Annotated in this window: 22 protein-coding genes; 3 read left to right on the forward strand and 19 right to left on the reverse strand. The window is 63.8% G+C overall.

Going from position 1 to position 22,551, the window contains the following annotated elements; genetic code table 11:
* The first annotated feature begins 2 nt into the window (after window positions 1-2).
* Window positions 3-1,055 (forward strand): DMT family transporter, encoded by a 1,053-nt coding sequence (locus F0P97_RS08980; RefSeq protein WP_182286473.1) that lies wholly within the window; start codon window positions 3-5, stop codon window positions 1,053-1,055.
* On the opposite strand, the gene tnpC is transcribed toward F0P97_RS08980, so the two are convergent.
* The 11 genes from tnpC to F0P97_RS09035 all read right to left on the reverse strand — a co-directional run bounded on the left by tnpC (window position 1,003) and on the right by F0P97_RS09035 (window position 13,101).
* Window positions 1,003-2,583: an IS66 family transposase gene (gene tnpC, locus F0P97_RS08985; protein WP_182286474.1), complete on the reverse strand. Its 1,581-nt coding sequence runs from the start codon at window positions 2,581-2,583 to the stop codon at window positions 1,003-1,005. The genes F0P97_RS08980 and tnpC overlap by 53 nt on opposite strands.
* Window positions 2,584-2,641: 58 nt before the next feature.
* A complete protein-coding gene (tnpB, locus tag F0P97_RS08990) occupies window positions 2,642-3,004 on the reverse strand; it encodes an IS66 family insertion sequence element accessory protein TnpB (RefSeq protein ID WP_227472691.1) in 363 nt (120 codons plus the stop codon).
* Window positions 2,971-3,333 (reverse strand): IS66-like element accessory protein TnpA, encoded by a 363-nt coding sequence (gene tnpA / locus F0P97_RS08995; protein ID WP_182286475.1) that lies wholly within the window; start codon window positions 3,331-3,333, stop codon window positions 2,971-2,973. Before tnpA ends, tnpB begins: the two co-directional genes overlap by 34 nt.
* 458 nt (window positions 3,334-3,791) lie before the next feature.
* Complete coding sequence (locus F0P97_RS09000; protein ID WP_003056098.1) at window positions 3,792-6,764, reverse strand: Tn3 family transposase; 2,973 nt, start codon at window positions 6,762-6,764, stop codon at window positions 3,792-3,794.
* A gap of 2 nt (window positions 6,765-6,766) precedes the next feature.
* Complete coding sequence (locus tag F0P97_RS09005) at window positions 6,767-7,324, reverse strand: recombinase family protein (protein WP_001162010.1); 558 nt, start codon at window positions 7,322-7,324, stop codon at window positions 6,767-6,769.
* A 130-nt stretch (window positions 7,325-7,454) separates the two neighbouring features.
* Window positions 7,455-8,942, reverse strand: coding sequence for an efflux transporter outer membrane subunit (locus tag F0P97_RS09010; RefSeq protein WP_003056103.1), 1,488 nt, complete (start codon window positions 8,940-8,942; stop codon window positions 7,455-7,457).
* Window positions 8,929-9,402: a cytochrome c gene (locus F0P97_RS09015; RefSeq protein ID WP_003056106.1), complete on the reverse strand. Its 474-nt coding sequence runs from the start codon at window positions 9,400-9,402 to the stop codon at window positions 8,929-8,931. The genes F0P97_RS09010 and F0P97_RS09015 overlap by 14 nt, the downstream gene beginning before the upstream one ends.
* A gap of 28 nt (window positions 9,403-9,430) precedes the next feature.
* Window positions 9,431-10,141 (reverse strand): ABC transporter ATP-binding protein, encoded by a 711-nt coding sequence (locus F0P97_RS09020; RefSeq protein ID WP_003056107.1) that lies wholly within the window; start codon window positions 10,139-10,141, stop codon window positions 9,431-9,433.
* Between the two features lies 1 nt (window position 10,142).
* The gene (locus F0P97_RS09025) at window positions 10,143-11,348 is read right to left on the reverse strand and encodes an ABC transporter permease (protein WP_003056108.1); all 1,206 of its coding nucleotides are present in this window, start codon (window positions 11,346-11,348) and stop codon (window positions 10,143-10,145) included.
* Window positions 11,345-12,496: an efflux RND transporter periplasmic adaptor subunit gene (locus F0P97_RS09030; protein ID WP_003056109.1), complete on the reverse strand. Its 1,152-nt coding sequence runs from the start codon at window positions 12,494-12,496 to the stop codon at window positions 11,345-11,347. The genes F0P97_RS09025 and F0P97_RS09030 overlap by 4 nt, the downstream gene beginning before the upstream one ends.
* Window positions 12,493-13,101, reverse strand: a complete 609-nt coding sequence (locus F0P97_RS09035) for a TetR/AcrR family transcriptional regulator (protein ID WP_004393990.1) — start codon at window positions 13,099-13,101, stop codon at window positions 12,493-12,495. Before F0P97_RS09035 ends, F0P97_RS09030 begins: the two co-directional genes overlap by 4 nt.
* Before the next feature lie 160 nt (window positions 13,102-13,261).
* Here F0P97_RS09035 and F0P97_RS09040 point away from each other — a divergent pair, with 160 nt between their 5' ends.
* Together F0P97_RS09040 and F0P97_RS09045 are read left to right on the forward strand one after the other, a co-directional pair.
* Entirely contained in the window at window positions 13,262-13,753 is a 492-nt protein-coding gene (locus F0P97_RS09040) for an SCO family protein (protein WP_076841736.1), read from the forward strand.
* 26 nt (window positions 13,754-13,779) lie between these two features.
* On the forward strand, window positions 13,780-14,259 hold the full coding sequence (locus F0P97_RS09045; protein ID WP_003056114.1) for a copper chaperone PCu(A)C: 480 nt from the start codon (window positions 13,780-13,782) through the stop codon (window positions 14,257-14,259).
* Between the two features lie 116 nt (window positions 14,260-14,375).
* On the opposite strand, the gene F0P97_RS09050 is transcribed toward F0P97_RS09045, so the two are convergent.
* Genes F0P97_RS09050 through trbE form a run of 8 tightly spaced genes read right to left on the reverse strand, consistent with a single transcriptional unit; the run spans window position 14,376 to window position 22,550 of the window.
* Window positions 14,376-14,651 carry a DUF2274 domain-containing protein gene (locus F0P97_RS09050; RefSeq protein ID WP_003056116.1) on the reverse strand — a complete coding sequence of 92 codons (276 nt, stop codon included), beginning with the start codon at window positions 14,649-14,651 and terminating at the stop codon, window positions 14,376-14,378.
* Window positions 14,648-15,916, reverse strand: coding sequence for a TrbI/VirB10 family protein (locus tag F0P97_RS09055; RefSeq protein ID WP_003056119.1), 1,269 nt, complete (start codon window positions 15,914-15,916; stop codon window positions 14,648-14,650). The genes F0P97_RS09050 and F0P97_RS09055 overlap by 4 nt, the downstream gene beginning before the upstream one ends.
* Window positions 15,917-15,918: 2 nt before the next feature.
* Window positions 15,919-16,920, reverse strand: coding sequence for a P-type conjugative transfer protein TrbG (trbG, locus tag F0P97_RS09060; protein WP_003056120.1), 1,002 nt, complete (start codon window positions 16,918-16,920; stop codon window positions 15,919-15,921).
* Window positions 16,917-17,621 (reverse strand): conjugal transfer protein TrbF, encoded by a 705-nt coding sequence (gene trbF, locus F0P97_RS09065; protein ID WP_003056121.1) that lies wholly within the window; start codon window positions 17,619-17,621, stop codon window positions 16,917-16,919. The genes trbG and trbF overlap by 4 nt, the downstream gene beginning before the upstream one ends.
* Window positions 17,622-17,639: 18 nt before the next feature.
* Window positions 17,640-18,992, reverse strand: a complete 1,353-nt coding sequence (gene trbL, locus F0P97_RS09070; protein WP_182286476.1) for a P-type conjugative transfer protein TrbL — start codon at window positions 18,990-18,992, stop codon at window positions 17,640-17,642.
* Complete coding sequence (locus tag F0P97_RS09075; protein ID WP_003056123.1) at window positions 18,989-19,315, reverse strand: hypothetical protein; 327 nt, start codon at window positions 19,313-19,315, stop codon at window positions 18,989-18,991. The genes trbL and F0P97_RS09075 overlap by 4 nt, the downstream gene beginning before the upstream one ends.
* 11 nt (window positions 19,316-19,326) lie before the next feature.
* Window positions 19,327-20,082 (reverse strand): P-type conjugative transfer protein TrbJ, encoded by a 756-nt coding sequence (gene trbJ, locus F0P97_RS09080; protein WP_003056124.1) that lies wholly within the window; start codon window positions 20,080-20,082, stop codon window positions 19,327-19,329.
* Window positions 20,079-22,550: a conjugal transfer protein TrbE gene (trbE, locus tag F0P97_RS09085; RefSeq protein WP_003056125.1), complete on the reverse strand. Its 2,472-nt coding sequence runs from the start codon at window positions 22,548-22,550 to the stop codon at window positions 20,079-20,081. The genes trbJ and trbE overlap by 4 nt, the downstream gene beginning before the upstream one ends.
* Between the last annotated feature and the right edge of the window lies 1 nt (window position 22,551).

The raw sequence follows: 22,551 nt of genomic DNA on the forward strand, positions 1-22,551 counted from the left end.
CCATGCAGCGCGAACTGGCCTCACCCGCGCTGCGCGGCGGACTGCTCGCGCTGCTGGCTGCCGCCCTGTTCGGCCTGAGCACGCCGCTGGTGCAGGGCTTCGGGGCCGGCATCGGGCCGTTCACCACGGCGGCGCTGCTGTATGGCGGCGCCGCTGCGGTGGCGGCCTTGCTGCGCCGGCCCGCCACGCGCGAGGCGCAGCTGCGCCGTGGCGACCTGCCGCGCCTGCTGGCGATGGCCGGCATGGGTGCGGTCGTGGGGCCGGTCGCGCTGGCTTGGGGTCTGCAGCGCACCAGCGGTTCCAGCGCATCGCTGATGCTGACGCTGGAGGCCGTGTTCACGGCCATCCTGGCCTGGCGCTGGTACGGCGAGACGCTGGACCGGCGCGTCATCGCGGCCGTCGCACTGTTGCTGCTGGGCGGCGTGGTGTTGGTGCTGGAGCAAGGCCTGGCCGGCCAGGTTCAGTTGCTCGGACTGCTGGCCGTGACGGTGGCCACCATCGCCTGGGGCGTGGACAACACGCTGTCGCGCGGTGTGGCCGACCGTGACCTGGGCCAGGTCGTCGTGGTCAAGGCCACGCTGGGCACCGTGGCAACCGTTCTGATGGCCTGGCTGTGGGGCGAGCCGGTCCCAGGACTGGCAACCGTGCTGGCATTGTTGGCCGTGGGTGCAACCGGCTACGGCCTGAGCCTGCGCTTTTACCTACTGGCGCAGCGCGAGTTCGGCGCCGCACGCACGGGTTCGGTGTTCGCCTTCGCGCCCTTCATCGGCGCCCTCGGCGCTTTTGCATTGGGCGACCGGTCGGGGTCGTGGTTGATGGGCCTGGGTGGGGTGTTCATGATTTGCGGCGTGGTGCTGCACCTGGCCGAGAGGCACGAGCACTCCCATACGCACGAGGCCCTCGAGCATGAGCACGCGCACACCCATGACGACGACCATCACCTGCACGGCCATGACGTGATGCCTGCTGGCCCACACAGCCATCCGCATCGCCATACGTCAGTCAAACATGCTCATCCACACGTGCCCGACGCACATCACCAGCATCCGCATTGACCCAGCGGTGCGGCAGGAGCTCACCGATACGGCTTGCAGGCTGAGTGGGCAGGCGCTCCAGCACGTCGCGTAGGTAGGCATAAGGGTCGTGCCCGTTGAGCCGCGCCGAGTGCACCAAGCTCATCACGGCCGCGGCGCGTCGACCAGCACGCAAGCTGCCGGCGAACAACCAGTTGGCTCGTCCAAGGGCCACTGGTCTGATTTGGTTTTCGACGCGGTTGTTGTCTGGCGGCAGCCGACCGTCCTCCAGATAGCGCGCCAGTGCGTTCCAGCAGCCGAGGCTGTACTGGATGGCTCGGGCCGTGGCGGAGCCACTGGGCACCAGCGCGCGCTGCTGCAGCAACCACGCATGCAGCAGGTCGGCCACCGGTTTGGCTTCACTCCTGCGCCGTTGGAGTCGCTCCTCAGCGCTCAACTCCTGCAACTGCCGTTCGATGTCGTACAGGCGCGTGAAGAACCGCAGCGCCTGTTCGGCAACCGTGCTCTGGTGGCTGACCCACAGGTCGTAGAACTTGCGCCTCGCATGGGCCAGGCAACCCGCTTCGACGACGCCCATCTCGAAGAGCGCCTTGTACCCAGAGAACTGGTCGCAAACCAGCGTGCCGCGCCATCCGCCCGATGGCGTCACGCCAAGGAACTCACGCGCGTGCTGGCCTGCGCGGCTCTCGGCGAAGTCGAAGACCACGGCGTGCATGCCGGAGAAGCGCGTGCTGCAGTAGCTCCACAGGTAGGCGCGGTGTGTCTTGCCGTTGCCTGGCTTGAGCATGGCCACGGGCGTTTCGTCCGCGTGCAGCACAGGGTGCAGCAACAGCTCCTGCTTGAGCGCGTCCACGAGCGGCTGCAGCTGCACGCCGCAGGCGCCGACCCACTGTGCCAGGGTGGAGCGCGACAGCGCCATGCCAGCCGGCGCAAAGATGCTCTCCTGGCGGTACAGCGGCAGGTGGTCCGCATACTTGGCCACCAGGACCTGGGCCAGCAGACCGGCGGTCGGAATGCCCTTGTCGATGACGTGCGGTGGCACCGGTGCCTGCACCAGGGTCTCGCAGCGCGCGCACACCCACTTGCCGCGCACGTGACGCTCCACCGTGAAGGCACCGGGTTGGTAGTCCAGCTTCTCGGCGATGTCCTCGCCAATGCGCTTGAGCGCGCAGCCGCAGTGGCAAGTGGTGCTGTGCGGCTCGTGGTGCACGTCGCGTCGCGGCAGGTGCGTCGGCAGTGGAATGCGTCGCGCGGTCTGGCGGTCGGGCACGGCCTGCTTGCCCGGTGCGAGGCGGTCCATCTCGCTGGCCAGTGCCTCCAGGTCGGCTTCGACGGCTTCTTCGAGGAGGCTAATCTGTTCGGGGCTGTAGCGCTCAGCCTTGGCGCCGAACTTCATGCGCTTGAGCACGGCCATCTCGTGCGTAATCTTGTCGATGACGGCCTGCTTGAACGTGAGCGCGCTCTCAGTGGCCTGGACCTTGGCCTGCAGCGACTGCACCATCTCGCGCAGCTGGTGCGTGTCCAGGTGGTGCAGCTCGGCGGCGTTCATCACCCCGGTAGCTTGCCGCTTGCGCCGTGCAGGCGCATCGGCACATCCGGCAATTGCGTCAGAGCAGGCGAATGACCCCAGCCTCGCCCATGAGCTGCCAGGGCAGGCCCAGCACCAGCGCGTCGAGCTGCTGGCTCGTCAGCTGCAGCGTGCCGGTGACGTCACATGGCCAGGCGAACCGGCCCTTGTTGAGCCGCCTGGCTGCGAGCCACACGCCCACACCGTCGTGGACGAGCACCTTCATACGGTTGGCCCTGCGATTCGCGAAGAGGTAGGCGGTGTGCGGATGGGCGCCGCCGAACACGCGCACAACGCGAGCCAGCGCGGACTCTGTGCCCGAGCGCATGTCTAATGGCTCGACCGCCAGCCACACGGCGTCGACCCGAATCAACGCAGAATCTCGCGCAGCCAGGCCGCGCACTGCGGCATCGACGACACCGGCCAAGTGCAGTTGACGGTCAGCGTGCCTCGGCGCAGTTCCAGTTGGACCACCTCAGCAGCGGTGGGCTGCACAGCTGGCGGCAAGGTGACCGCGATGAACCTGGGCTCAGGACCGACATCATGGGTTGAGCCCAGACCGGCCGGTGCAGGACGCGCTTCGCGCCGCCACTTGTGCACGAGGTTGGCGTTCAGGCCATGCGCCAGCGCGATGCTGGCCACCGACGCACCAGGCGCGGCGCACTGCTCGAGAACTGCCTGCTTCAGGCTCGCATCATGACGGCGGCGCTTTGCCGGTTGACTGGCTTCCATGGTGTCCACTTCAATCCCGTTGGTGGACACCATCCTCGGCGGCCGGCCCGGCAATCTCAAGATGGGTTTGCCGGACGCTTACCGACGTACGGAGTTAGGGGAGCGCTTGGCTACACGCTCGGCACCAGTCTTGGCTTCTCCATCGTCGTCACTACCAGCTCCGTGCTAGTCGCGGTTGCCTATGAGATTCCTGCTGGCGGGCAATTTGGCCTAAAGCTGTTCGCGTCTGGCTATACCGCGTGGATTGCAAGCAAGTGCTTGCGTACTGCCTGGACGTCCAGCCGTGATTCCACCAAGGCTCTTGCCTTCACCAAGCTTGGGGCCTATGACGGTGCCATTCAGCAACTCGCAAACCCACGAGGGTGGGCCCTCGCCACTGTCTCAGTGGTCGGGTTCTCCGACGCCCAAGTCCCACCGTTGATGGAGGGGTCGTCTCAGAAAACGGAAAATAAAGCACGCTAAGCCGGTGGCAGCGGTCGCAATGGCCTGAACTTCCCCGCACCGACCTTGGCACTGCTGCGCCATAGGTAATCGCCGGTCAGGTTGATATGCTCCCACCCCAGCGGTGACAGATATTGCAGCAACGTGTCGTCCAGCGCCTTGCCGTGGGCACGCAAAGCACTGGTGGCACGCTCCAGATAGACCGTGTTCCACAACACGATGGCCGCCGTCACCAGATTGAGGCCGCTGGCCCGGTAGCGCTGCTGCTCAAAACTGCGGTCGCGGATTTCACCCAATCGGTAGAAGAAGACCGCCCTGGCCAGCGCGTTGCGCGCCTCGCCCTTATTCAGCCCCGCATGGACGCGGCGGCGCAGCTCCACGCTTTGCAGCCAATCCAGAATGAACAGCGTGCGCTCGATGCGCCCCAGCTCGCGCAGGGCGACGGCCAAGCCGTTTTGGCGCGGATAGCTGCCGAGCTTGCGCAGCATCAGCGAGGCCGTCACCGTGCCCTGCTTGATCGAAGTGGCCAGCCGTAGGATTTCATCCCAATGAGCGCGAATAGCCTTGATGTTCAGCCTGTCGCTGCTAATCATCGGCTTGAGTGCATCGTAGGCAGTATCGCCCTTGGGAATGAACAGCTTGGTGTCGCCCAGGTCGCGGATGCGCGGCGCGAACCGGAATCCCAGAAAGTGCATCAGGCCGAACACATGATCGGTGAAGCCCGCCGTGTCGGTGTAGTGTTCCTCGATACGCAAGTCAGACTCGTGGTACAGCAGGCCATCGAGCACATAGGTCGAGTCGCGCAAGCCGACGTTGACCACCTTGGCGCTGAAGGGCGCGTATTGGTCGGAGATATGGGTATAGAACGTCCGCCCAGGGCTACTTCCATACTTCGGATTGATATGCCCGGTGCTCTCTGCCTTGCTGCCGGTTCGGAAGTTCTGGCCGTCCGACGATGACGTGGTGCCGTCGCCCCAGTTTCCGGCGAAGGGTTGTCGAAACTGTGCGTTCACCAGCTCGGCCAGCGCCGTCGAATAGGTTTCGTCGCGAACGTGCCAGGCTTGCAGCCAAGACAGCTTGGCGTAGGTGGTGCCAGGGCAGGACTCGGCCATCTTGGTGAGCCCAAGATTGATACCATCAGCCAGAATCGTCGTCATCAGCAAGGTTTTGTCCTTGGCCGTGTCGCCGGTCTTCAGGTGTGTGAAGTGGCGCGTGAAGCCCGTCCATTCATCGACCTCCATCAGCAACTCGGTGATCTTGAGGTGCGGCAGCAACATCGCCGACTGGTCAATCAAGGCTTGCGCGGCGTCTGGCACCGCTGCGTCCAGCGGCGTGATCTTCAGGCCCGATGCAGTGGTGATGATGGCATCCGGTAAGTCGTTGGTCGCCGCCATGCGGTTGACTGTGGCGAGTTGCGCCTCCAATAATTCCAGTCGGTCATGCAGATATTGGTCGCAGTCGGTGGCCACGGCCAGTGGCAATTCGCTGGCCAGCTTCAGGGTGGCGAACTTCTCGATCGGCACCAGGTATTCGTCGAAGTCCTTGAACTGGCGCGAACCCTGCACCCAAACATCACCAGAGCGCAGTGCGTTCTTCAGCTCCGACAGGGCGCATAACTCGTAGTAACGCCGGTCAATACCCTCGTCGGTCAGAACCAGCTTTGCCCAGCGCGGCTTGATGAATGCGGTTGGCGCATCGGCGGGCACCTTGCGCGCGCTGTCGCTGTTCATGCCGCGCAGCACGTCGATGGCATCGAGCACACCCTTGGCGGTGGGCGCGGCGCGCAGTTTGAGCACGTCCAGGAACTGCGGCGCATAGCGGCGCAGCGTGGCGTAACTCTCGCCGATATGGTGCAGGAAATCAAAATCGGCAGGCCGCGCCAGCGTTTGCGCCTCGGTGACGTTGGCGGCGAAGGTGTCCCACGGCATGACCGCTTCGATGGCGGCGAACGGATCGCCGCCGCTTTGTTTGGCTTCAATCAGCGCCTGACCGATGCGCCCATACATCCGCACCTTGTCGTTGATCGCCTTGCCGGAAGCCTGGAACTGCTGTTGATGCTTGTTCTTGGCCGCATTGAACAGCTTGCCGATGATGCGGTCGTGAAGGTCGATGATTTCATCAGTGACGGTGGCCATGCCCTCGATGGCCAGTGCTACCAAGGTGGCGTAACGCCGCTGCGACTCGAACTTGGCCAGGTCGGCGGGCGTCATCTGGCCGCCCTCGCGGGCGATCTTGAGCAAGCGGTTTTGGTGTACCTGCCGTTCGATGCCAGCAGGTAGGTCAAGCGCCTGCCAGGCTTTGAGGCGTTCGATGTGTTCAAGCATGTGGCGCGAGTTCGGCTTGGCGGGCGATTGGCGCAGCCACGCTAGCCACGTCATTTTGCTACCATCCTTGCGCTTGAGCAGTTCGTCCAGGCGCTGGCGATGGACAGGTATCAAGGAATCGGCCAATGCCGCATGGATGCTCCGGTTGGCACGGGTAATGGCCTCGGCGCTTGCGCGCTCGATGGCATTCATGGCGGGTAGGATGATGCTCTGCCGCCGCAGGTTTTCAACAAGGGTGCTGGCCAGCACAATGCCTTTGTCTGTTTGCAAGGCCAGTTCGGTCAGTGTATGCACGGCTTGCCGGTAGTGACTCATGGTGAAGGGCTTGAATCCAAACACCGTTTGCAGCTCGACCAAGTGCTCCCGCCGTGTCTGCTCGCGCTGGCCGTAATCGTTCCAGCTTTCCACCGGCACCTTGAGTTGTGCGGCCACCATGCGCAGCAGGGGCGGAAATGGAGGTTCATCGACGCCCAAGAAGATGCCAGGGAATCGCAAGTAGCAAAGCTGCACGGCGAAGCCCAATCGATTCGCGGCGCCGCGACGCTGACGGATCACCGACAGGTCGGTTTCGTTGAACGTGTAGTGCCGTATCAGTTCGTCTTTGGCATCTGGCAGTGCCAGCAGACTTTCGCGCTCGGTGGCGGACAGGATTGAGCGGCGTGGCATGGTCAGTCTTCCCGCAGGTACTGGTACAAGGTTTCGCGGCTGATGCCGAAGTCACGGGCCACCAAGGTTTTTTGGTCGCCTGCCGCAACTCGCCGTTTCAACTCGGCAATTTGTTCGCTGTTCAGCGATTTCTTTCGTCCCCGGTAGGCACCGCGCTGCTTGGCCAGCACGATTCCCTCGCGCTGACGTTCGCGGATCAGGGCGCGCTCGAACTCAGCAAAGGCTCCCATGACCGACAGCATCAGATTGGCCATCGGTGAGTCCTCGCCGGTGAACGTCAGCCCTTCTTTGACGAACTCCATGCGCACGCCCCGTTGTGTCAGCCCTTGGACGATGCGGCGCAGGTCATCAAGGTTGCGTGCCAACCTGTCCATGCTATGCACCACCACGGTGTCGCCCTCGCGGACGAAGGCCAGCAGCCTTTCAAGTTCGGGACGTTGTGTGTCCTTGCCTGAAGCCTTATCGGTGAATACCTTGCCGACTTCTATTTGTTCCAGTTGTCGATCAGGATTCTGGTCGAAGCTGCTGACGCGGACGTAGCCGATACGTTGACCTTGCAAGATGCCTCCAAAGGTAAAAATGTCAGGATGAAATCTATTACCCTTGACTGAATGTGTCAATAAATATAAATTCACACTCTACTCTGACGTTGTTTGTGCTCAACATCTGACATCAGGTTAGGGCATAGCCTTAACTGACACCACCTCCCAGGGCCTGATATAAAGCAACACTATCGACTAGGCGTTGTGCCTGGGCCGCAACCATATTGATCCGGATTGACTGTGCCTGTTGCTGCGCGATGAGCAGTTGCAGGTAGCTGGCCGCGCCCAGCCGGTATTGCCGCTCGACCGACTGCAAGGAGGCCTGTGCAGCCATATCAGCGGCAGCGAGGGCAGTCAAAGTTTGTGCATCGCTTTCCACCGCGCGCAGGGTGTCGGCGACGTTACGCAAAGACTCCAATACGACGCTCTGGTAATTGGCTGCGGCGGCATCAAAAGCGGCGAGCGCCGCTCTTTTTTCAGCGGGTAGCCCTGGATTAAAAAGAGGCTGGGTGAGCTGCGCAACCAGGCCCCACACTGCCGAGCCACCACCGAACAGGGTACCGGTGGTCAGCGCTTGAGAGCCAAGGTTGGCGCTCAGGTTGATCTGTGGGTAGAGCTTGGCGACAGCCACACCATAGTCTGCATTGGCCGCATGCAACAGCGCCTCTGACGCCTGGATATCCGGTCGGCGGCGCACCAGTTCTGAGGGCACGACGAGCGGCATCTCGACGGGCAGAGTGAAATCGGCCAGAGTGAAGGCCGGGATGCCACCCGTGCCTGGGGCACGACCGGCTAGCACCGCCAGTAGATGTTCGGTTTGTTGCAGTTGTTTACGCAGCGCAGGCAGTTCTGCCCGCGTTTGCTCCGCCTGAGCTTGTAGGCTCAACGCTTCATCAGGTGAGGCCTGACCGATACGCACGCGTTCATGGGCTAGGCGCAGTTGCTCATCCTGCACGCGCAAAATGGCAGTAGTGGCTTCTAGTTGCGCGGCGAGGCGTGCTCGGGTAATGGCAGCGGTTGCCATGTTGCCGGCAAGGGCCAGGCGCGCAGCATTCAGTTCGAAGCGACGGTAGTCGGCGCGAGCAGCCAAGGCTTCGAGTGCGCGCCGGTTGCCGCCAGCCAGATCGAGGTTGTAATGCACGCCAACGCTGGCGTTGTAGAGGCTGAATTGACGTGCGTCTCCGCTCAACCCTTGGCTACTGGGACTCATTTGCTGGCGCTGAGATCCCAGTGCGACATCTACCTGTGGATATTGCGTCGAGCCCGCCTGTGCGGCAAGAAGCTCCTGCGCCTGTCGCAAATTGGCGCTGATGCTCGCCAGCGTCGGGCTGACATGGAAAGCTTCGTTGATCAGTCCGTCGAGTGTGGATGAACCCAAGCTTTGCCACCATTGCGTTTCGATCGGAAGCCCTTCGACTAGACGTTGTGTTTCGCCGAACTGCGTGGGAGCGGACGCGGTTCTATCAGCCACCGGTGTTGCAGTGTAGCGAGCCACATCGGGTGCGGTGGGACGCTGAAAATCAGGGCCGGCGGCGCAACCGGCCAGACCGGCGGTGACCAGACCAGCTACCAGGTAAGTTGCCGCAAGCCGTCTTTCGAGGCTGATGGGGCGCTGGCATGTTTTAGCGTGCTCCATAAAAATGCTCCACGAAAGGTTTACGGAAAGCTTGGTGGCAGCCCAAGCAGCTTTCCTGCACGTGGGCGAATGATTGGATCACCGCCTTGCCGTCGCTGCTCGCAGCAGCCAGCTTCATGGCCAGCGCCGCCTCGTGAGTCTGCGCGTCAAAGTTTCTGAACTTGGTCGCATCAGCGCCGAGGTAAGCAAGGATGCGCATTTTTTCAGTAAGCGGTGGCTCGGGGTGTGCAGCAACTTTTGGGGCGAGCTGAACGACCTGAACCCATTCCTCCTGCGAAATCGCACCGGTAATAGCCTGCATGTTGCGCCCGAGTTCCTGCATGATCTTGCGTAGCGCCAGTGGCTCAACCTGGGTAGCGTCACCAGCCCAAGCTGGCAACTGAAAACCCCATAAAAGCAGGCAGGCCGTAACGGTCAGGGTGATAGTTCCAAATGCGTGGCTGTGTTTGCGGTGGGTCATGAAATTCTCCTGTAATTCAATCGTTCTCTCATTCGAACTCCCGCCCTTCGCCAGCTTCCTCATGGGTCACACCGTCGCGGATGTGGTAGATGCGCTTGAAAGTGGGGATGATCTTTTCGTCATGGGTGACGACGATGATGGCGGTCTCGAACTTCCGAGCCATGTCATTGAGGATGCGGATTACAGCCATGGCGCGCTCACTGTCTAGTGGAGCTGTGGGCTCATCAGCCAGGATCACCGGAGGGCGATTGACCAAACCTCGCGCAATGGCGACCCGTTGCTGCTCGCCACCGGAGAGTTGCGAGGGCATGGCGCGAGCCCGGTGTTGCACATCGAGCGCGGTGAGCAGTTCCAGTGCCTTCGCGCGCGACTCCCCATTCGCGACGCCTGCGAGCATCGGCAGTAGCGCCACGTTGTCGGTGACATCGAGAAACGGAATCAGGTATGGTGCCTGGAAAACGAAACCGATCTTGTCGCGCCGCAAGGCGCGCAAGTCGCGGACTTTCCAGCCATCGTCGTAGATCACTTCATCGCCCAGCGTCATGCGACCGGCGGTCGGATCAATCACCGCGCCCAGACATTTGAGCAGCGTGCTCTTGCCGGACCCGGAAGGGCCAATCAGGCCCACCACCTCGCCGGGTGCCACCTGCATGTCCACGCCTTTCAAGGCATTGACCGCGGTATCGCCCTCGCCATAACGTTTTCTCAAACCTTCGATGCGAATGCCTTTGCCACTCATCTCAACCTCCAATGGCTTCGGCCGGGTCGACCTTGAGTGCCATGCGAATGGCGACGATGCTGGCTAGAACGCAGATCACGAGCACGGCGAAAAAACCGGCGATGGAGTCGAACGGCATCAGCAGTACGTACTTGGGAAACAGGGGCGCTGAGAAAGTGGCTGTGATCTTGCCGACCACGAAACCAATCACGCCCAGGGCGAGCGCCTGCTGCATGATCATCGCGGCGATGGTTCGGTTGCGTGTGCCGATGAGCTTCAACACCGCGATCTCGCGGATTTTGTCCATCGTCAGCGAATAGATGATGAAGGCAACGATGGCCGCGCTAACGATGGCCAGAATCACCAAGAACATGCCGATCTGCTTGGCCGACGTGGCGATCAACTTGCCGACGAGGATGTCTTCCATCTGTGCCCGTGTGTAGACCGTCAAACGTTTCCAGCGCCGGATGGATTCGGCAACCTCGTCCGGCGCATGACCAGGTTTCAGAGTGACCAGCACTGCATTGACGAACGCGTTGGTGCTCTGTGAAGCAATCACGGCATCCAGCAAACCAGTAACACCGGGTCGATTGAAGGCCGGGTTGGCTTCGGTGCGACGCCGGCTTTGCCAAATGGCGTCGTTGTCCTTGAGGAACTGAGCCTCTTGGGCATCCTTGAGCGGAATGAATACCATCGGGTCGCCGCTGGACGACACCATGCGCCGTGTCAGCCCCACGACGGTGTAATGATTTCGGCGAATGGCAAGACGATCTCCCAGTTTGAAGCCGGTGGCGATGTCGGCCACCGCCTCGTAGTGACCGCGCGTGATCTGGCGTCCAGCGACGAGATAAGGAGGCCATCCGGGTGTAGCCCCCAACGCACCGGGCGCGATGCCGACCACCATGGTGCGTACATCACTCTCGCCCTTGCGTACCTGCATGGTCAGGTAGGTCACGTTCGCTGCCTGTGAGACTCCCGGCATGGCGAGAATGGCGCGATACACGTCATCGTTGAGGCTGGACGACTCCGCATAAGGACCCAGAGTATCCTTTTGCACCACCCAAAGGTCAGCGCCACTGTTGTCGAGCAACGCCTTGCCGTCGTCCACCATGCCTCGGTACACCCCAGCCATGACCAGGGTGACGCCGATCAGCAGACCCAGACCGATGCCGGTGAAGACGAATTTTCCCCAGGCATGGAGAATGTCGCGGCCGGCCAGGCTGATCATCGTGACACTCCTGGGATATGGTCGACCACATGGATGCGGCTGCGCGCCGTCAGTGCCTTTTCGCTATAGGTCACAACCTGGTCCCCATTCTTGAGCCCTTCGCGCACCTGCACGTAACCATTGAGGTCGGAAGTACCGAGCTTGACCGGGGAGAAATGCAGATCACCATCCACGATTTGCCAGACACCAACTTTGTCGCCCTCACGCTGGACGGCAGCGTTGGGGATCAGTGGAGCGGCCGGGAGCGCCGGCAAGTCAACCGTGACTTCGGCCAGTTCACCCACCGGTGGCAAAGGTTCTGGTTTGTTATCGAATGTCACCTTGGCAAGCGTTTCCTCGGTTACCGCGTCGGCCTTGGGTTCCACCCGCAGCACGCGACCTTTCAAGGTCTGGCCACCACGCGAACGCAGGACGATAAGAGTCGGCAACCCCCCAGCCAGCCCCGATGCGCTGATCTGGTCGAAGCGCGCATTGATCCACAAACTCTTGGGGTCGATCACTTCCACCACGGCCTGGCCCGCGACGATGGTCGTGCCGGGATCGGCATCGCGCACGGCGACTACACCGTCGACCGGCGCGATCAGGCGCAGATTGCTCCGCTGCGCGACGAGTCCTTCGCGGTCGGAGCGTGCCCGGACAATATCTTCCCGAGCGGCAGATAAGGCGGCATCGGCGATCTGCAGTTCCTGCCGCTTGGTGGTGACGATTTCCTCGCTGGTCGAGCGCACCGCAAACAATTGCTCGTAGCGGCGCGCCTGGGTTTGCGCGTAGGCTTGCCGGGCTTCTGCCTCGCGCAAAGCCGCTTCCGCACGCTTGAATGCCGACTCCTGTGAGCGCACCCGATCATCGAGGTCGACCGGCTCCATCTCGCCGAGCACCTGTCCGGCCTTGACCTGGTCGCCTACATGCACCTCCAGGCGTTTGACGCGCCCGGCAAACGTCGGCCCGATCTTGTAGGTGTAGCGCGCCTCCACCGTGCCGATGCCGAACAGCGCCGGTGTGATAGCCCGTGATTCCACGCTTGCCACCGTCACCGCGACCGGGGCGAGCGGCCCTGATCGCAGACCGACATAAATAAAAAGCACCAGCAAAGGAATGATGACGGCAAGCAGCGCCAGGGTGCGGCCTTGCAAGGGTAACTTTTTCATTGCGCACTCCTTATGCCACGCCGATAAATTGCAAAGACGCGCGGCGCATCGCGGTGCATACGTCCCACATCACCCGCCAACAGCGATTGCATGACCAAGCCCTGGATCGTGCCAATGAACAGCGTTGCCGCCGCCTCGTTGTCAAGCGAGGGAGACAACTCGCCGCTGGCCTTGCCTTTCTCGATGAGACGATGCAAACGTTCGCCGTAGCGCTGAATCAAGGTTTGCACCATGCGCTTGGCCGGTGTCGATTCGGCACGCTGAAGCTCACCAAACATCATTCTTGGCACGCCTGGGTGCTCAGCTACGAATTCGATATGACTCATGAACATCGCCTCCATGGCTGCCAAGGGCGACTCGATTCCTTGTGCGGATCGATCGATTCTGGCTAATAGGCGCTCTGCTACCCACTCCATGACCGCCTGCCAAATGGCTTCCTTGTTCGGGAAGTGCCGAAACAGCGCACCCTGGGTCAAGTTCATGTGTTTAGCGATAGCTGCAGTGGTTATCTCGCTTGGGTTTTGTGAACCGGCAAGCGCCACGACGGACTCGACAGTTACGGCACGACGTTCATCGGCCGGCAGATGCTTTGGATGGGTGTCCACGAGCACTCCTTGTAAGATAGTAATTGATTACTATCTTACCACAAGAGGCAACTCAAACAAGAGAAAACCCGACGTACTCGTCAATATCTAGCGTCTGCAATGGGCTTAACGTGCTTTATTTTCCGTTTTCTGAGACGTCCCCACGTACAAAGGTGTCGATCTGACCGGTGCAACCTATGCCACGGACATCCGGCTCTCCGACCCGGATGGCAATGAGCGCACGCTGGCGGACTTCCGAGGCAAGGCCATCCTGGTCTTCTTCGGCTTCACTCAGTGCCCAGATGTCTGCCCGACGGCCCTGGCGCGGGCGGCCGAGGTCAAGCGGCTTCTCGGCCCCGACGGCGAGCGCTTCCAGACACTGTTCGTCACGGTCGATCCCGAGCGCGACACGCCCGAGGTGCTCAAAGCCTACACGGCTGCATTCGACCCCAGCTTTATCGGTCTGTACGGCGACCTGGAACGCACCGCACAGATCGCCAAGGACTTCAAGGTCTACTACAAGAAAATGCCGACGGGATCGTCCTACACCATGGACCACACATCGCTCAGCTACGTCTACGACCCGCTAGGAAAGCTGCGCTTGGCCCTGCGCCATGAGCAACCCGCCCAAGACTATGCGGACGACATCCGCAAGCTCTTGAACCCTGCCTGACCCTCTATCCCCTCAAGGAGAACACCATGAAACTCGTCATCCGCACAGCCATCGTCGCCGCCTCGCTGCTCGCGGCCACCGCCCAGGCGCAAGTCACCGTCAAAGATGCCTGGGTGCGCGCCACCGTACCGCAACAGAAAGCCACCGGCGCCTTCATGCAGTTGAAGGCAACCAAGAATAGCAAGCTGGTCTCGGCCAGCTCGCCGCTTACGCCCGCCGTCGAGGTCCACGAGATGGCCATGCAGGACAACGTGATGAAGATGCGCCAGGTGCCGGCCGTCGAGCTGCCCGCAGGCAAGACCGTGGAACTCAAGCCCGGCGGCTACCACGTGATGCTGATGGACCTGAAGCAGCAGGTGAAGGAAGGCGACACGGTGCCTCTGACCCTCGTCATCGAGGGCCCGGACGGCAAGCGCGAATCGGTCGAAGTGAAGGCTCCCGTGCGTGCGCTCAACGCCAGCGCCCAGCCGGCTGGCCACGATGCCCAGGGCGGCCACAAGCACTGAAGCACTTGGCGGGTGGGTGAATGGCGCACCTGTAGCACACCCCACCGCTTGCAGCCCTCGAAATTCGAAGCCGCGATGCCAACTCCCGCAACCTAGGTCACGCATAGCCAAAAAGCTCACGGCGTACGGCAACCGGAGATGGTTACTCCACCAGCGTTTTGCAATGCGTGTTTACTAGCGCTGTTTCTCTGAAACCCACGGTCTCCTTGCATGAAGGCCTCTAGCATGTGCGGGATCAGCGTCGTGGCATCGACCGCTTCGCCGTACACCTGCGCGTGCAGCGCGGCGTAACGGTCGAGGTCGGCTTTCAGGCTGACCGGGCACGCAAAGGCCAGCTTGACGCTCTCGACCTTGGGCAGCGGCCCAAGCCGCAACTTCCTGGTGGTGTTCATTTCGCAATTCCACGGTTGAAGAACATAGGCTGGTACGGCCGCAGCACAAAATCGCGGTTGACGATGATCCGCACCGGCAGGCCCGGCCGCTCGGTCAGCGTCGGCTGGATGTTCATGTTGCGCCGGGTCATCTCTTGGCCGACCTGGTTGATGCTGTCCTGCGCGCTATCGCGCCCAGCGATCACGATGCGGTTGCCATCCTGCCGGTTTTCCGGTGCGGCCAACTCGGCACCCACGCCCAGCAGGGTCGTCAGCGCCGCACCCGCGAAGACGCGATCCCAATGCCAATCGACGCCATCCTCCAGGCCGGAATAGCCGGCAGGGTCAGTGCCCGCCAGGTTGTCTAGCTTCAGCGAGGACGTGTCCGGCAGGATGACGCGGTTCCACACCACCTGTACGCGGCTCTGCCCGTAGCTCACCTGGCTGTTGTACTTGCCCAGGATGCGCGATCCCTGTGGGATCAGCAGGAACTTGCCAGTGGCCGTGTCATAGACCGGCTCCGTCACCGTGGCTATCACGTCGCCCGGCAGATCGGACTTGATGCCCGTCACCAGCGCGCCCGCGATCACCGTTCCCGCCATGACCTGATACGGCGAGGCCGGCATCTGGAGATTGCCGGAATTGCGGGTTTCCGTAGAACCGCCTTTCAGGAAAGCCTCTTTCTGGTCTTGCCGGTTCTGCACGGCTGTCGGGTCGGATGGCTGGGCCGCCGTCGAGGCCGGGCCAGCGGCCAGCGGGTCGAAGCCCGCCAAGGCGCTGCCGGGCGCAGCCGCAGCGGCTTGCGCCGTGACCGGCGCGGTGGCCTTGCCTTGGTTGCCCGAGCGGAAAAACACCGACGAGTTCGCCGCCGCATCGGCCTCCTTGCGCCACGCATCCGCCGGATCATGTCCCGGCGGTGCGTAGGCCGGCGTCACCGGCTGCTGCGACTTCACGATGGCTGGGCCGAGATCACCCGGCAGCGGCGGCCCCAGCTCGGGCACCTTCGGCGGCAGCTTCGAGTAGTCGGCCGGCAGACCATCCAGCCCCTCGGACTTCGAGACGCGATCGACGTTGTAAAGCTCGGTCTGCTCGCCCGTGCCGCGCCGGTGCGGCTGCAATGACCAGATCGTGGCCCCGAGCACGGCGACCGACAGGACGCCGACGAGGATGGCCAGCGTGCGCCGGTTCAGGCGCGTGACCGGGCGCGGCTGGGCGCGCAGCGCCACCGCCTCGGGCGCGACCTTGCCCGCCTGCGCCGCAAGATCAGGGGAATCGTCCTGGCTCATGGTCAGTTCCTCCGTGTGCCGTCCGTGCGCTCAATCCGCACCACGTCGCCTTTGTCCCCGCCCAGGCGCAGTTCGGCCGCGCCGAACAGGCGATCAACGATGTAGTACGGCGCACGGAATCGGTAGTTCACCAGTTGCCCGTCGCCTTGCGCGCCGATCACGAACAGCGGCGGCAGCTCGCCCTGGGCGATGCCGGGCGGGAACTGGATGTAGACCTTCTCGCCGTCATCGAAAGCACGCAGCGGCTTCCACGGCGGATTGCTGCCGCTGATGGCATAGCGGAAACGGATCTTCTCCAGCGACAGGCCGCTATCGACCGGGGCGGCGGCGCTGGCCGCCTGCGCCTGGCGCTGCAAGGCCAGCATCTTGTCCTTCGGGTACTCCCAGGACACCGACGCCATCCACGTCTTTTCGGTCGAAGTCAGCTCCAGCAGATACGTCCGGCGGCTGGTGGTGATGACCAGATTGGTCTTCAAGCCCGAGCGGATCGGCTTGACCATCACGTTGACGCGCAGAGCCTCACCGCTGCCGCTCGACGTGTCCCCGACGATCCAGCGCACCGTGTCGCCGGCCGCGACCGTCACCAGTTCCTCGCCGGGCTGCAGCGAAACCACCGTCACGCGGCCCACGGCCGCATAGAGCTGGTAAAGCGCGCCATCGGTAAAGGGCCAGACCTGGATCGCGTTGACGTAGCCTTCGCGCGTGGGCGCGACACGGGCCTCGGCATTGGCGCGCGAGACGCGCACTTTCTCATCCGCGGGTTCCGGCGCGGGCTTGGCCTCCTCGGTCTCTGGCAGTGGTTTCAACTGCGACGGCAGCGCGAGCGGCTGCGGCACCGTGACCACCTCCACCGGTTTTGGTGGCTCCGGCAGCGGCTGGGCCTGCACCGGCTCATCGAGCGAAATGGTCGGTGGCGGCTTGCCCTGAGTAGCGCAGCCAGAGAACAGCACGGTCGAAGCCAGAAGCATCACCGGCAAGGCGGATTTACGGAAAAGATCATTCATGGTTTTGCTCCTTCGTTAGCTTCCAGTTCGCGGCTCCACGACAGCCCGTTGACGTAGATGCCCAGGGGGTTCTTGCGCAGACGCTGCTCGGTGCGCGGGGTTTGCAGCACCGTGGAAATCACCGCGTTCCAGCGTTCGGTGCGATCCAGCGCGCCATTGACGAAGCGCGTTTCCGTCCAGCGCACGTTGAAAGACGTGTCGCTGGCGCGGGTCACGCTGGTGATCTGCACCGTCACCGACTCCTTGCCGATGCGCGCGAACGGGTCATTCGTGCGGGCGTACTCGTTGAGCACGACCGCGCCTTTGTCGGTCGTGTAGTCGTAGGCATCGAGCCAGTTCTGCCGCACCACGATGGGGTCGATGGACAGCGAGCGCACCAGGCCGATGAAGCGGCCCAGGTGGTAGGCGATCTGCGCATCGCTGGGCTTGTAGGGCGTGGCGGCCTCGCCGACAGCGCGCACCTGGCCCGCGTTGTCCACCTCAATGACGTAGGGCGTGACGATGGACTGCGCCGAGCGCCAGACTAGGCCGCCCGCCATCAGCACGGCCAGCGTGAGGCAGCCAAAGGCCATGAAACGCCAGTTTCTGGCCTGCACGCGGGCCGAGCCGATGCGCTCGTCCCAAACCTGGGCGGCGGATTGATACGGAGTAGCAGGCTGTGGCGTATCGGCGTAGCGCACCTGCGGTCGTTTGAATCGCATGGGAGTTCTCCTTGAAGATCAGGAATCGGAATCGCGCAGGCTCGGGCCTTGGCTGGAGCTGCCGCCATCGCCGCCGCGCAGCGTGTGGGCGGCGGTCGTCGCGGCATGGGTGAGCTGCTGCCTGCGATGCAGGCGCTTGGCCCAGGCGGGTTGCGCGGTGGATGGGGTTGGCTCGTTTGCAGCCTGTGCGGCACCGCCCCCTGACGCCGATCCGGCGTCATCGGGCCGGAAGGCGGCGGCGACACGCTCCTTCATCGAGCGCGCGCCCTCAGCCACCTTCTGCCCGGTCGCCTGCGCGCCGGTCTTGGCGACATTGCCGACACCAGCGGCAGCGCCCTTGAGGCCGCCGCCGGCGGATGCAGAACCCGCCTGAAACGCCGACCGCGCGCTGCTGGCGGCCCCAGTGGCGGCACGCGCTCCGCTACCGGCCAGCTTGGCGGCTGCGGGCGCCATGCGCGCCCCGGCGGCGACTGCGCCGCCGACGCCCGTAGCCGCAGCGCCCACGGCAACAGCAGCGCCGGCCGCGCCCAGCGCCGCACCGGCCATCGCACCTGCGCCGAGCTGCGGGCCGCCGGACACCAGCCCGGTTGCAATGCCCGGCCCGAAGATGCCCAAGGCCAGCAGCGTCAGCGAGGCCAGCATCACGACCACGGAGTGGTCGATGGATGGTTCGGCGGGCTGTACCTGAAACTCGGCGAACAGGCCCGAGCCGATGCCCACGATCACCGCCAGCACCAGCACCTTGATGCCGGACGACACCACGTTGCCCAGCACCTTCTCGGCGAGAAATGCGGTCTTGTTCCAGAGCGCGAACGGCACCAGCACGAAGCCGGCAAGCGTGGTCAGCTTGAACTCGATCAGCGTGATGAAAAGCTGGATCGCCAGCACGAAGAAGCACAGCAGGACGATCAGCCAAGCGAGGAACATCACGACGATGGGCGTGATGTTCACGAAGACTTCGGGGAAGCCCGCCATGTCGCCGATCCGTTTCAGGATCGGCGCACCGGCGTCGATGCCGACCTTCGCCAGCCGGCCCGGTTGCAGGAAGTTCTCCATGCTCAGGGTCGAGCCGCTGGCCGTCAGGCCCAGCCCGGCGAAGGAGCGGAACACGATGCCAGCCAACCAGTTGAAGTTGCCGATGATGTAGGCGAAGGCGCCGACGTACAGCACCTTGCGGATCAGCTTGGCGATCACGTCCTCGCCCTGGCCGGTGGCATGGCTCATCGCCCAGAACAGCCCGGCGAGCGTCATGTCGATGACGATCAGCGTGGCGGTCAGAAACGCCACTTCGCCGTGCAACAGGCCAAAGCCCGAGTCGATGTAGCGCGAGAAGGTGTCGAGGAAGCGGTCGATGACCGTCACGTCGTTCATGGCGAGTCCTCCTGCCCAGGCAGAGCGATTGCCGCGCTGCCATCGGCGGGTTCATCGAAGCTGGGCGGGATCGGCGGCAGGTCGGCCAGCGTCTGGTACTCATTCGGCCCGGCCTGGCCGGAGAGAAAGCGCCGCAGGTCGGCCTGTGCCACCTGCGCGCAAAACGCGCCGTCGTGCGCGCCCGCGCGGCACTGCGCGCGCAGCGCGTGCAACCGGGCCGGGTCGGCGGCGAGCGCATTCACCGACACTTGCTGCGGCCGGTCACAGCCGGCCAGCACCAGCGCATGAATGGCGAAAGCAAACACGACGGGCGTGCGTTGCATGGCAGCCTCCGTCAGCGGTTGTAGAAATTGACGGGCTGCGGCGTGTACGGCGTGCCTTCGCCCAGGAAGCGGCGCGTCACTTCGCGCCCGCGCTCCGTGGCCGCCGCCTGCCGCGCCAGTTCCAGCGAGGCCGCGCGGTCTTGCGTGATCTGGAGCCGCTGCGTCTGGATCGACTGCTTGGCCTGCAAGGCCAGCAACTGGTTCATGGCCTGCATCGCTTGCAGCGCGCCCTCGGCCGACTGGCTCTTGCCCACGAGGTCGGCCAGCACGCTTTCGTCGTCGCTCAGGTTCTGCGACGCCTGGGCCTGCATCTGCATGGTCGTTTGCAGGCCGTTGAGCGTGTTCTTCCAACGCTCCTGCGCATCGAGGTACATCTGATTGCCGCTCACCGTGGCGGCGTACTTCTCGGGATACAGGCGCACGAATTCGCGGTCGATGCTTGTCACTTCGTAGGCCAAGCCCTTGGCCTGCGCGATCAGTCGCTGGGTGGTCGCCAGGTTCGCGCGCAACTGGCCGACCACGCTGGACGGCAGGCTGGCCAGGTTGCGCGCCTGGTTAATGAGCATCTGCGCTTCGTGCTGGAGTTGCTGGATCTGGTTATTGATCTGCTCCAGCGTGCGAACGGCGGTGAGCGTGTTCTGCACCAGATTGGTCGGGTCGAGCACGATGTCGCCGACGCCGAACAAGGCGTGGGCGGGTTGCGCGATGCCGAATGCGAGCACGCAGGCGGCGGTCAACGCGGCGAGCTTGGGGGTATGCAATTTCATAGTTGGTTCTCCTGGGGGTGGTCAGCGGTACGGAGGGAACCCGGCGCGTAGCCGGGGAACGAGGGCAGCAGGTCGGCCGCCCAATCGAGGCCGCGATGGCGCAGCCAGGCGCCCGCGAAGCCGGGCACGCCGGCGTCCTGCGGCACGCGGCCAAGAACCTCATCAATGGCGCGCTGGTCTTGCGGCGTGGAAGCACCCGCGAAGGCCAGCGTCGCCGGCCCCAGGTCGAGGTCGAACACGCGGTTGCCGAGGCGGGATTGGTAGTAGTAGTCGCGCTTGGGCTGCGCGGTGGCGACGATCTCGATCTGCCGGCTGTTGAGGCCGAAGCCCTCGTAGATCGCGCGAATCTGCGGTTCGGTCGCTTGCGGGTTCGGCAAGAAAATCCGGCTCGCGCAGCTTTCGATGATGGCCGGCGCGATGGCCGAATCCTTCACGTCCGCGAGCGACTGCGTGGCGAAGATGACACTGACGTTCTTCTTGCGCAGCGTCTTGAGCCACTGGCGGATGCGCGCCGCAAACACCGGGTCATCGAGGAACAGCCAGGCTTCATCGAGGATCAGCAGCGTGGGCGCACCATCCAGCCGCTCCTCGAAGCGCGCGAACAGGTAGCGCAGCACCGCGAGCACAGCAGCCTTGCTGTGCATCAGCTCCTCCATCTCGAACGCCTGCACGTCGGATGTGCCGAGGCGGTCGTGGTCGGCATCCAGCAGCCTGCCGTGCGCGCCGCCCAGGACGTAGGGCGCGAGTGCCTGGCGCAAGGTGTTCGATTGCAGCAAGGCCGTCAGGCCCGTGAGCGTGCGCTGCTCCACCGGCGCGCTGGCCAGGCTCCCCAGCGCAGACCAGATGGCCGCCTTCTCGTCCGGGCCGACGGCCGCGCCTTCGTGCAGCAGGCGGCCTTCCACCCATTCGCTGGCCCAGGTGCGGTAGCCCTCTCGGTCGATGCGCGCCAGCGGCTGGAAGGCGATCTCGTCGTCCGCGCCCAGGTCGTAGTGCTCGCCGCCCATGCCCAGGATGGCCGCGCGGATCGAGCGCCCCATGTCGAAGGCGAAGATGCGCGAGCCGCGATAGCGGCGGAACTGCATCGCCATCGTCGCCAGCAGCACCGACTTGCCCATGCCGATGGGGCCAACCACCAGCGTGTTGCCCACGTCGCCGATGTGCGTCACCAGCCGGAACGGCGTGGCGCCGTCTGTGCGCGTGACGATCAGCGGCGGCCCATCGAGATGCGCATTGCGTTCCTGGCCGGCCCATACCGCCGACACCGGCATCATGTGCGCCAGGTTCAGCGTCGAGACGATGGGCTGGCGGACATTGGCGTATGCGTTGCCCGGAATGGACGACAGCCACGCATCCACGGCGTTGAGCGTTTCGGGGATGGTGACGAAGCCGCGCCCCTGGATGACGCGCTCCACCATGCGCAGCTTCTCGTCGGCAACGGCGGCGTCCGCGTCCATGACGGTGACGGTCGCCGTCAGGTAGCCGAAGGCGACCTGATCGCTGCCCAGCTCCTGCAAGGCAGCATCGGCGTCGGCGGCCTTGTTGTTGGCGTCGGTATCGACCAGCGGGCTTTCCTGCTGGAAGATCGTCTCGCGCAGCAACGCGATGACGTTCTTCCTTTTCGCAAACCACTGGCGGCGCAGTCGGGCGAGTTCTTTTTCCGCCTCGGCTTTGTCGAGGCACAGAAAGCGCGTACTCCAGCGATACGCGAAGCCCAGGCGGTTGAGGTCGTCCAGAATCCCCGGCCAGGTCGAGGTCGGGAAACCGCGCACCGACACCACGCGCAGGTGCTGGTCGCCCAGCATCGGCGCCAGGCCACCGACCAGCGCGGAATCGGTCAGCAGCGCGTCGATGTGGAACGGCACTTCGGGAACGCCGACGCGGTAGCGGCGCGTCGAGACGGTCGAATGCAGGTAGGTCAACGTCTGGCTGTCATCAAGCCAGGCGATCTCCGGCATCACGCCATCGAGCAGGTCGAAGATGCGATCCGTTTCAGCGACGAAGGCGTGCAGCCGCTCGCGCCAATCCACGCCTTCGGTGGGCCGGTTTTCGTACAGCAGGCCCGCGGCCCGAGCACGGGATTCCTCGGACGGCAGGTAGGCCAGCGTCAGGTGATAGCCGCTCTCGAAGTGGTTGCCCGAATCCTCGAAGGCGGCGCGGCGTTCTTCATCGACCAGCCAGGACAGCGGTTCGGGGAAATCGGAGTGCGGGTAGTCGGCGGCAGACCGGCGCTCGGCTTCGATGAACAGCGCCCAGCCCGAACCCAGGCGGCGCAGCGCGTTGTTCAAGCGCGCCGATGTGGCGATCAGCTCGCCTTGCGTCGCGCTGTCGAGGTCGGGGCCACGAAAGCGCGCCGTGCGCTGGAAGCTGCCGTCCTTGTTCAAGACGACGCCCGGTGCCACCAGTCCGGCCCAGGGCAGCCAGTCGGCGAGCAAGGCCGGTCGCTGGCGGTATTCGGCGAGGTTCAGCATC

The sequence above is a fragment of the Comamonas testosteroni genome, assembly GCF_014076415.1.
Taxonomy (GTDB): domain Bacteria; phylum Pseudomonadota; class Gammaproteobacteria; order Burkholderiales; family Burkholderiaceae_C; genus Comamonas; species Comamonas testosteroni_F.

Coding starts and splice junctions, on each gene's coding strand:
- F0P97_RS09045 (WP_003056114.1), top strand. CDS start 13,780: ATGAAACTCGTCATCCGCACAGCCATCGTCGCCGCCTCGCTGCTCGCG.
- trbE (WP_003056125.1), bottom strand. CDS start 22,550: ATGCTGAACCTCGCCGAATACCGCCAGCGACCGGCCTTGCTCGCCGAC.
- F0P97_RS09010 (WP_003056103.1), bottom strand. CDS start 8,942: ATGGAGCACGCTAAAACATGCCAGCGCCCCATCAGCCTCGAAAGACGG.
- trbL (WP_182286476.1), bottom strand. CDS start 18,992: ATGAACGACGTGACGGTCATCGACCGCTTCCTCGACACCTTCTCGCGC.
- F0P97_RS08980 (WP_182286473.1), top strand. CDS start 3: ATGCAGCGCGAACTGGCCTCACCCGCGCTGCGCGGCGGACTGCTCGCG.
- F0P97_RS09000 (WP_003056098.1), bottom strand. CDS start 6,764: ATGCCACGCCGCTCAATCCTGTCCGCCACCGAGCGCGAAAGTCTGCTG.
- trbG (WP_003056120.1), bottom strand. CDS start 16,920: ATGAATGATCTTTTCCGTAAATCCGCCTTGCCGGTGATGCTTCTGGCT.
- F0P97_RS09030 (WP_003056109.1), bottom strand. CDS start 12,496: ATGAAAAAGTTACCCTTGCAAGGCCGCACCCTGGCGCTGCTTGCCGTC.
- F0P97_RS09050 (WP_003056116.1), bottom strand. CDS start 14,651: ATGAACACCACCAGGAAGTTGCGGCTTGGGCCGCTGCCCAAGGTCGAG.
- F0P97_RS09015 (WP_003056106.1), bottom strand. CDS start 9,402: ATGACCCACCGCAAACACAGCCACGCATTTGGAACTATCACCCTGACC.
- F0P97_RS09020 (WP_003056107.1), bottom strand. CDS start 10,141: ATGAGTGGCAAAGGCATTCGCATCGAAGGTTTGAGAAAACGTTATGGC.
- trbF (WP_003056121.1), bottom strand. CDS start 17,621: ATGCGATTCAAACGACCGCAGGTGCGCTACGCCGATACGCCACAGCCT.
- tnpA (WP_182286475.1), bottom strand. CDS start 3,333: ATGGAAGCCAGTCAACCGGCAAAGCGCCGCCGTCATGATGCGAGCCTG.
- tnpC (WP_182286474.1), bottom strand. CDS start 2,583: ATGAACGCCGCCGAGCTGCACCACCTGGACACGCACCAGCTGCGCGAG.
- F0P97_RS09075 (WP_003056123.1), bottom strand. CDS start 19,315: ATGCAACGCACGCCCGTCGTGTTTGCTTTCGCCATTCATGCGCTGGTG.
- F0P97_RS09055 (WP_003056119.1), bottom strand. CDS start 15,916: ATGAGCCAGGACGATTCCCCTGATCTTGCGGCGCAGGCGGGCAAGGTC.
- F0P97_RS09025 (WP_003056108.1), bottom strand. CDS start 11,348: ATGATCAGCCTGGCCGGCCGCGACATTCTCCATGCCTGGGGAAAATTC.
- trbJ (WP_003056124.1), bottom strand. CDS start 20,082: ATGAAATTGCATACCCCCAAGCTCGCCGCGTTGACCGCCGCCTGCGTG.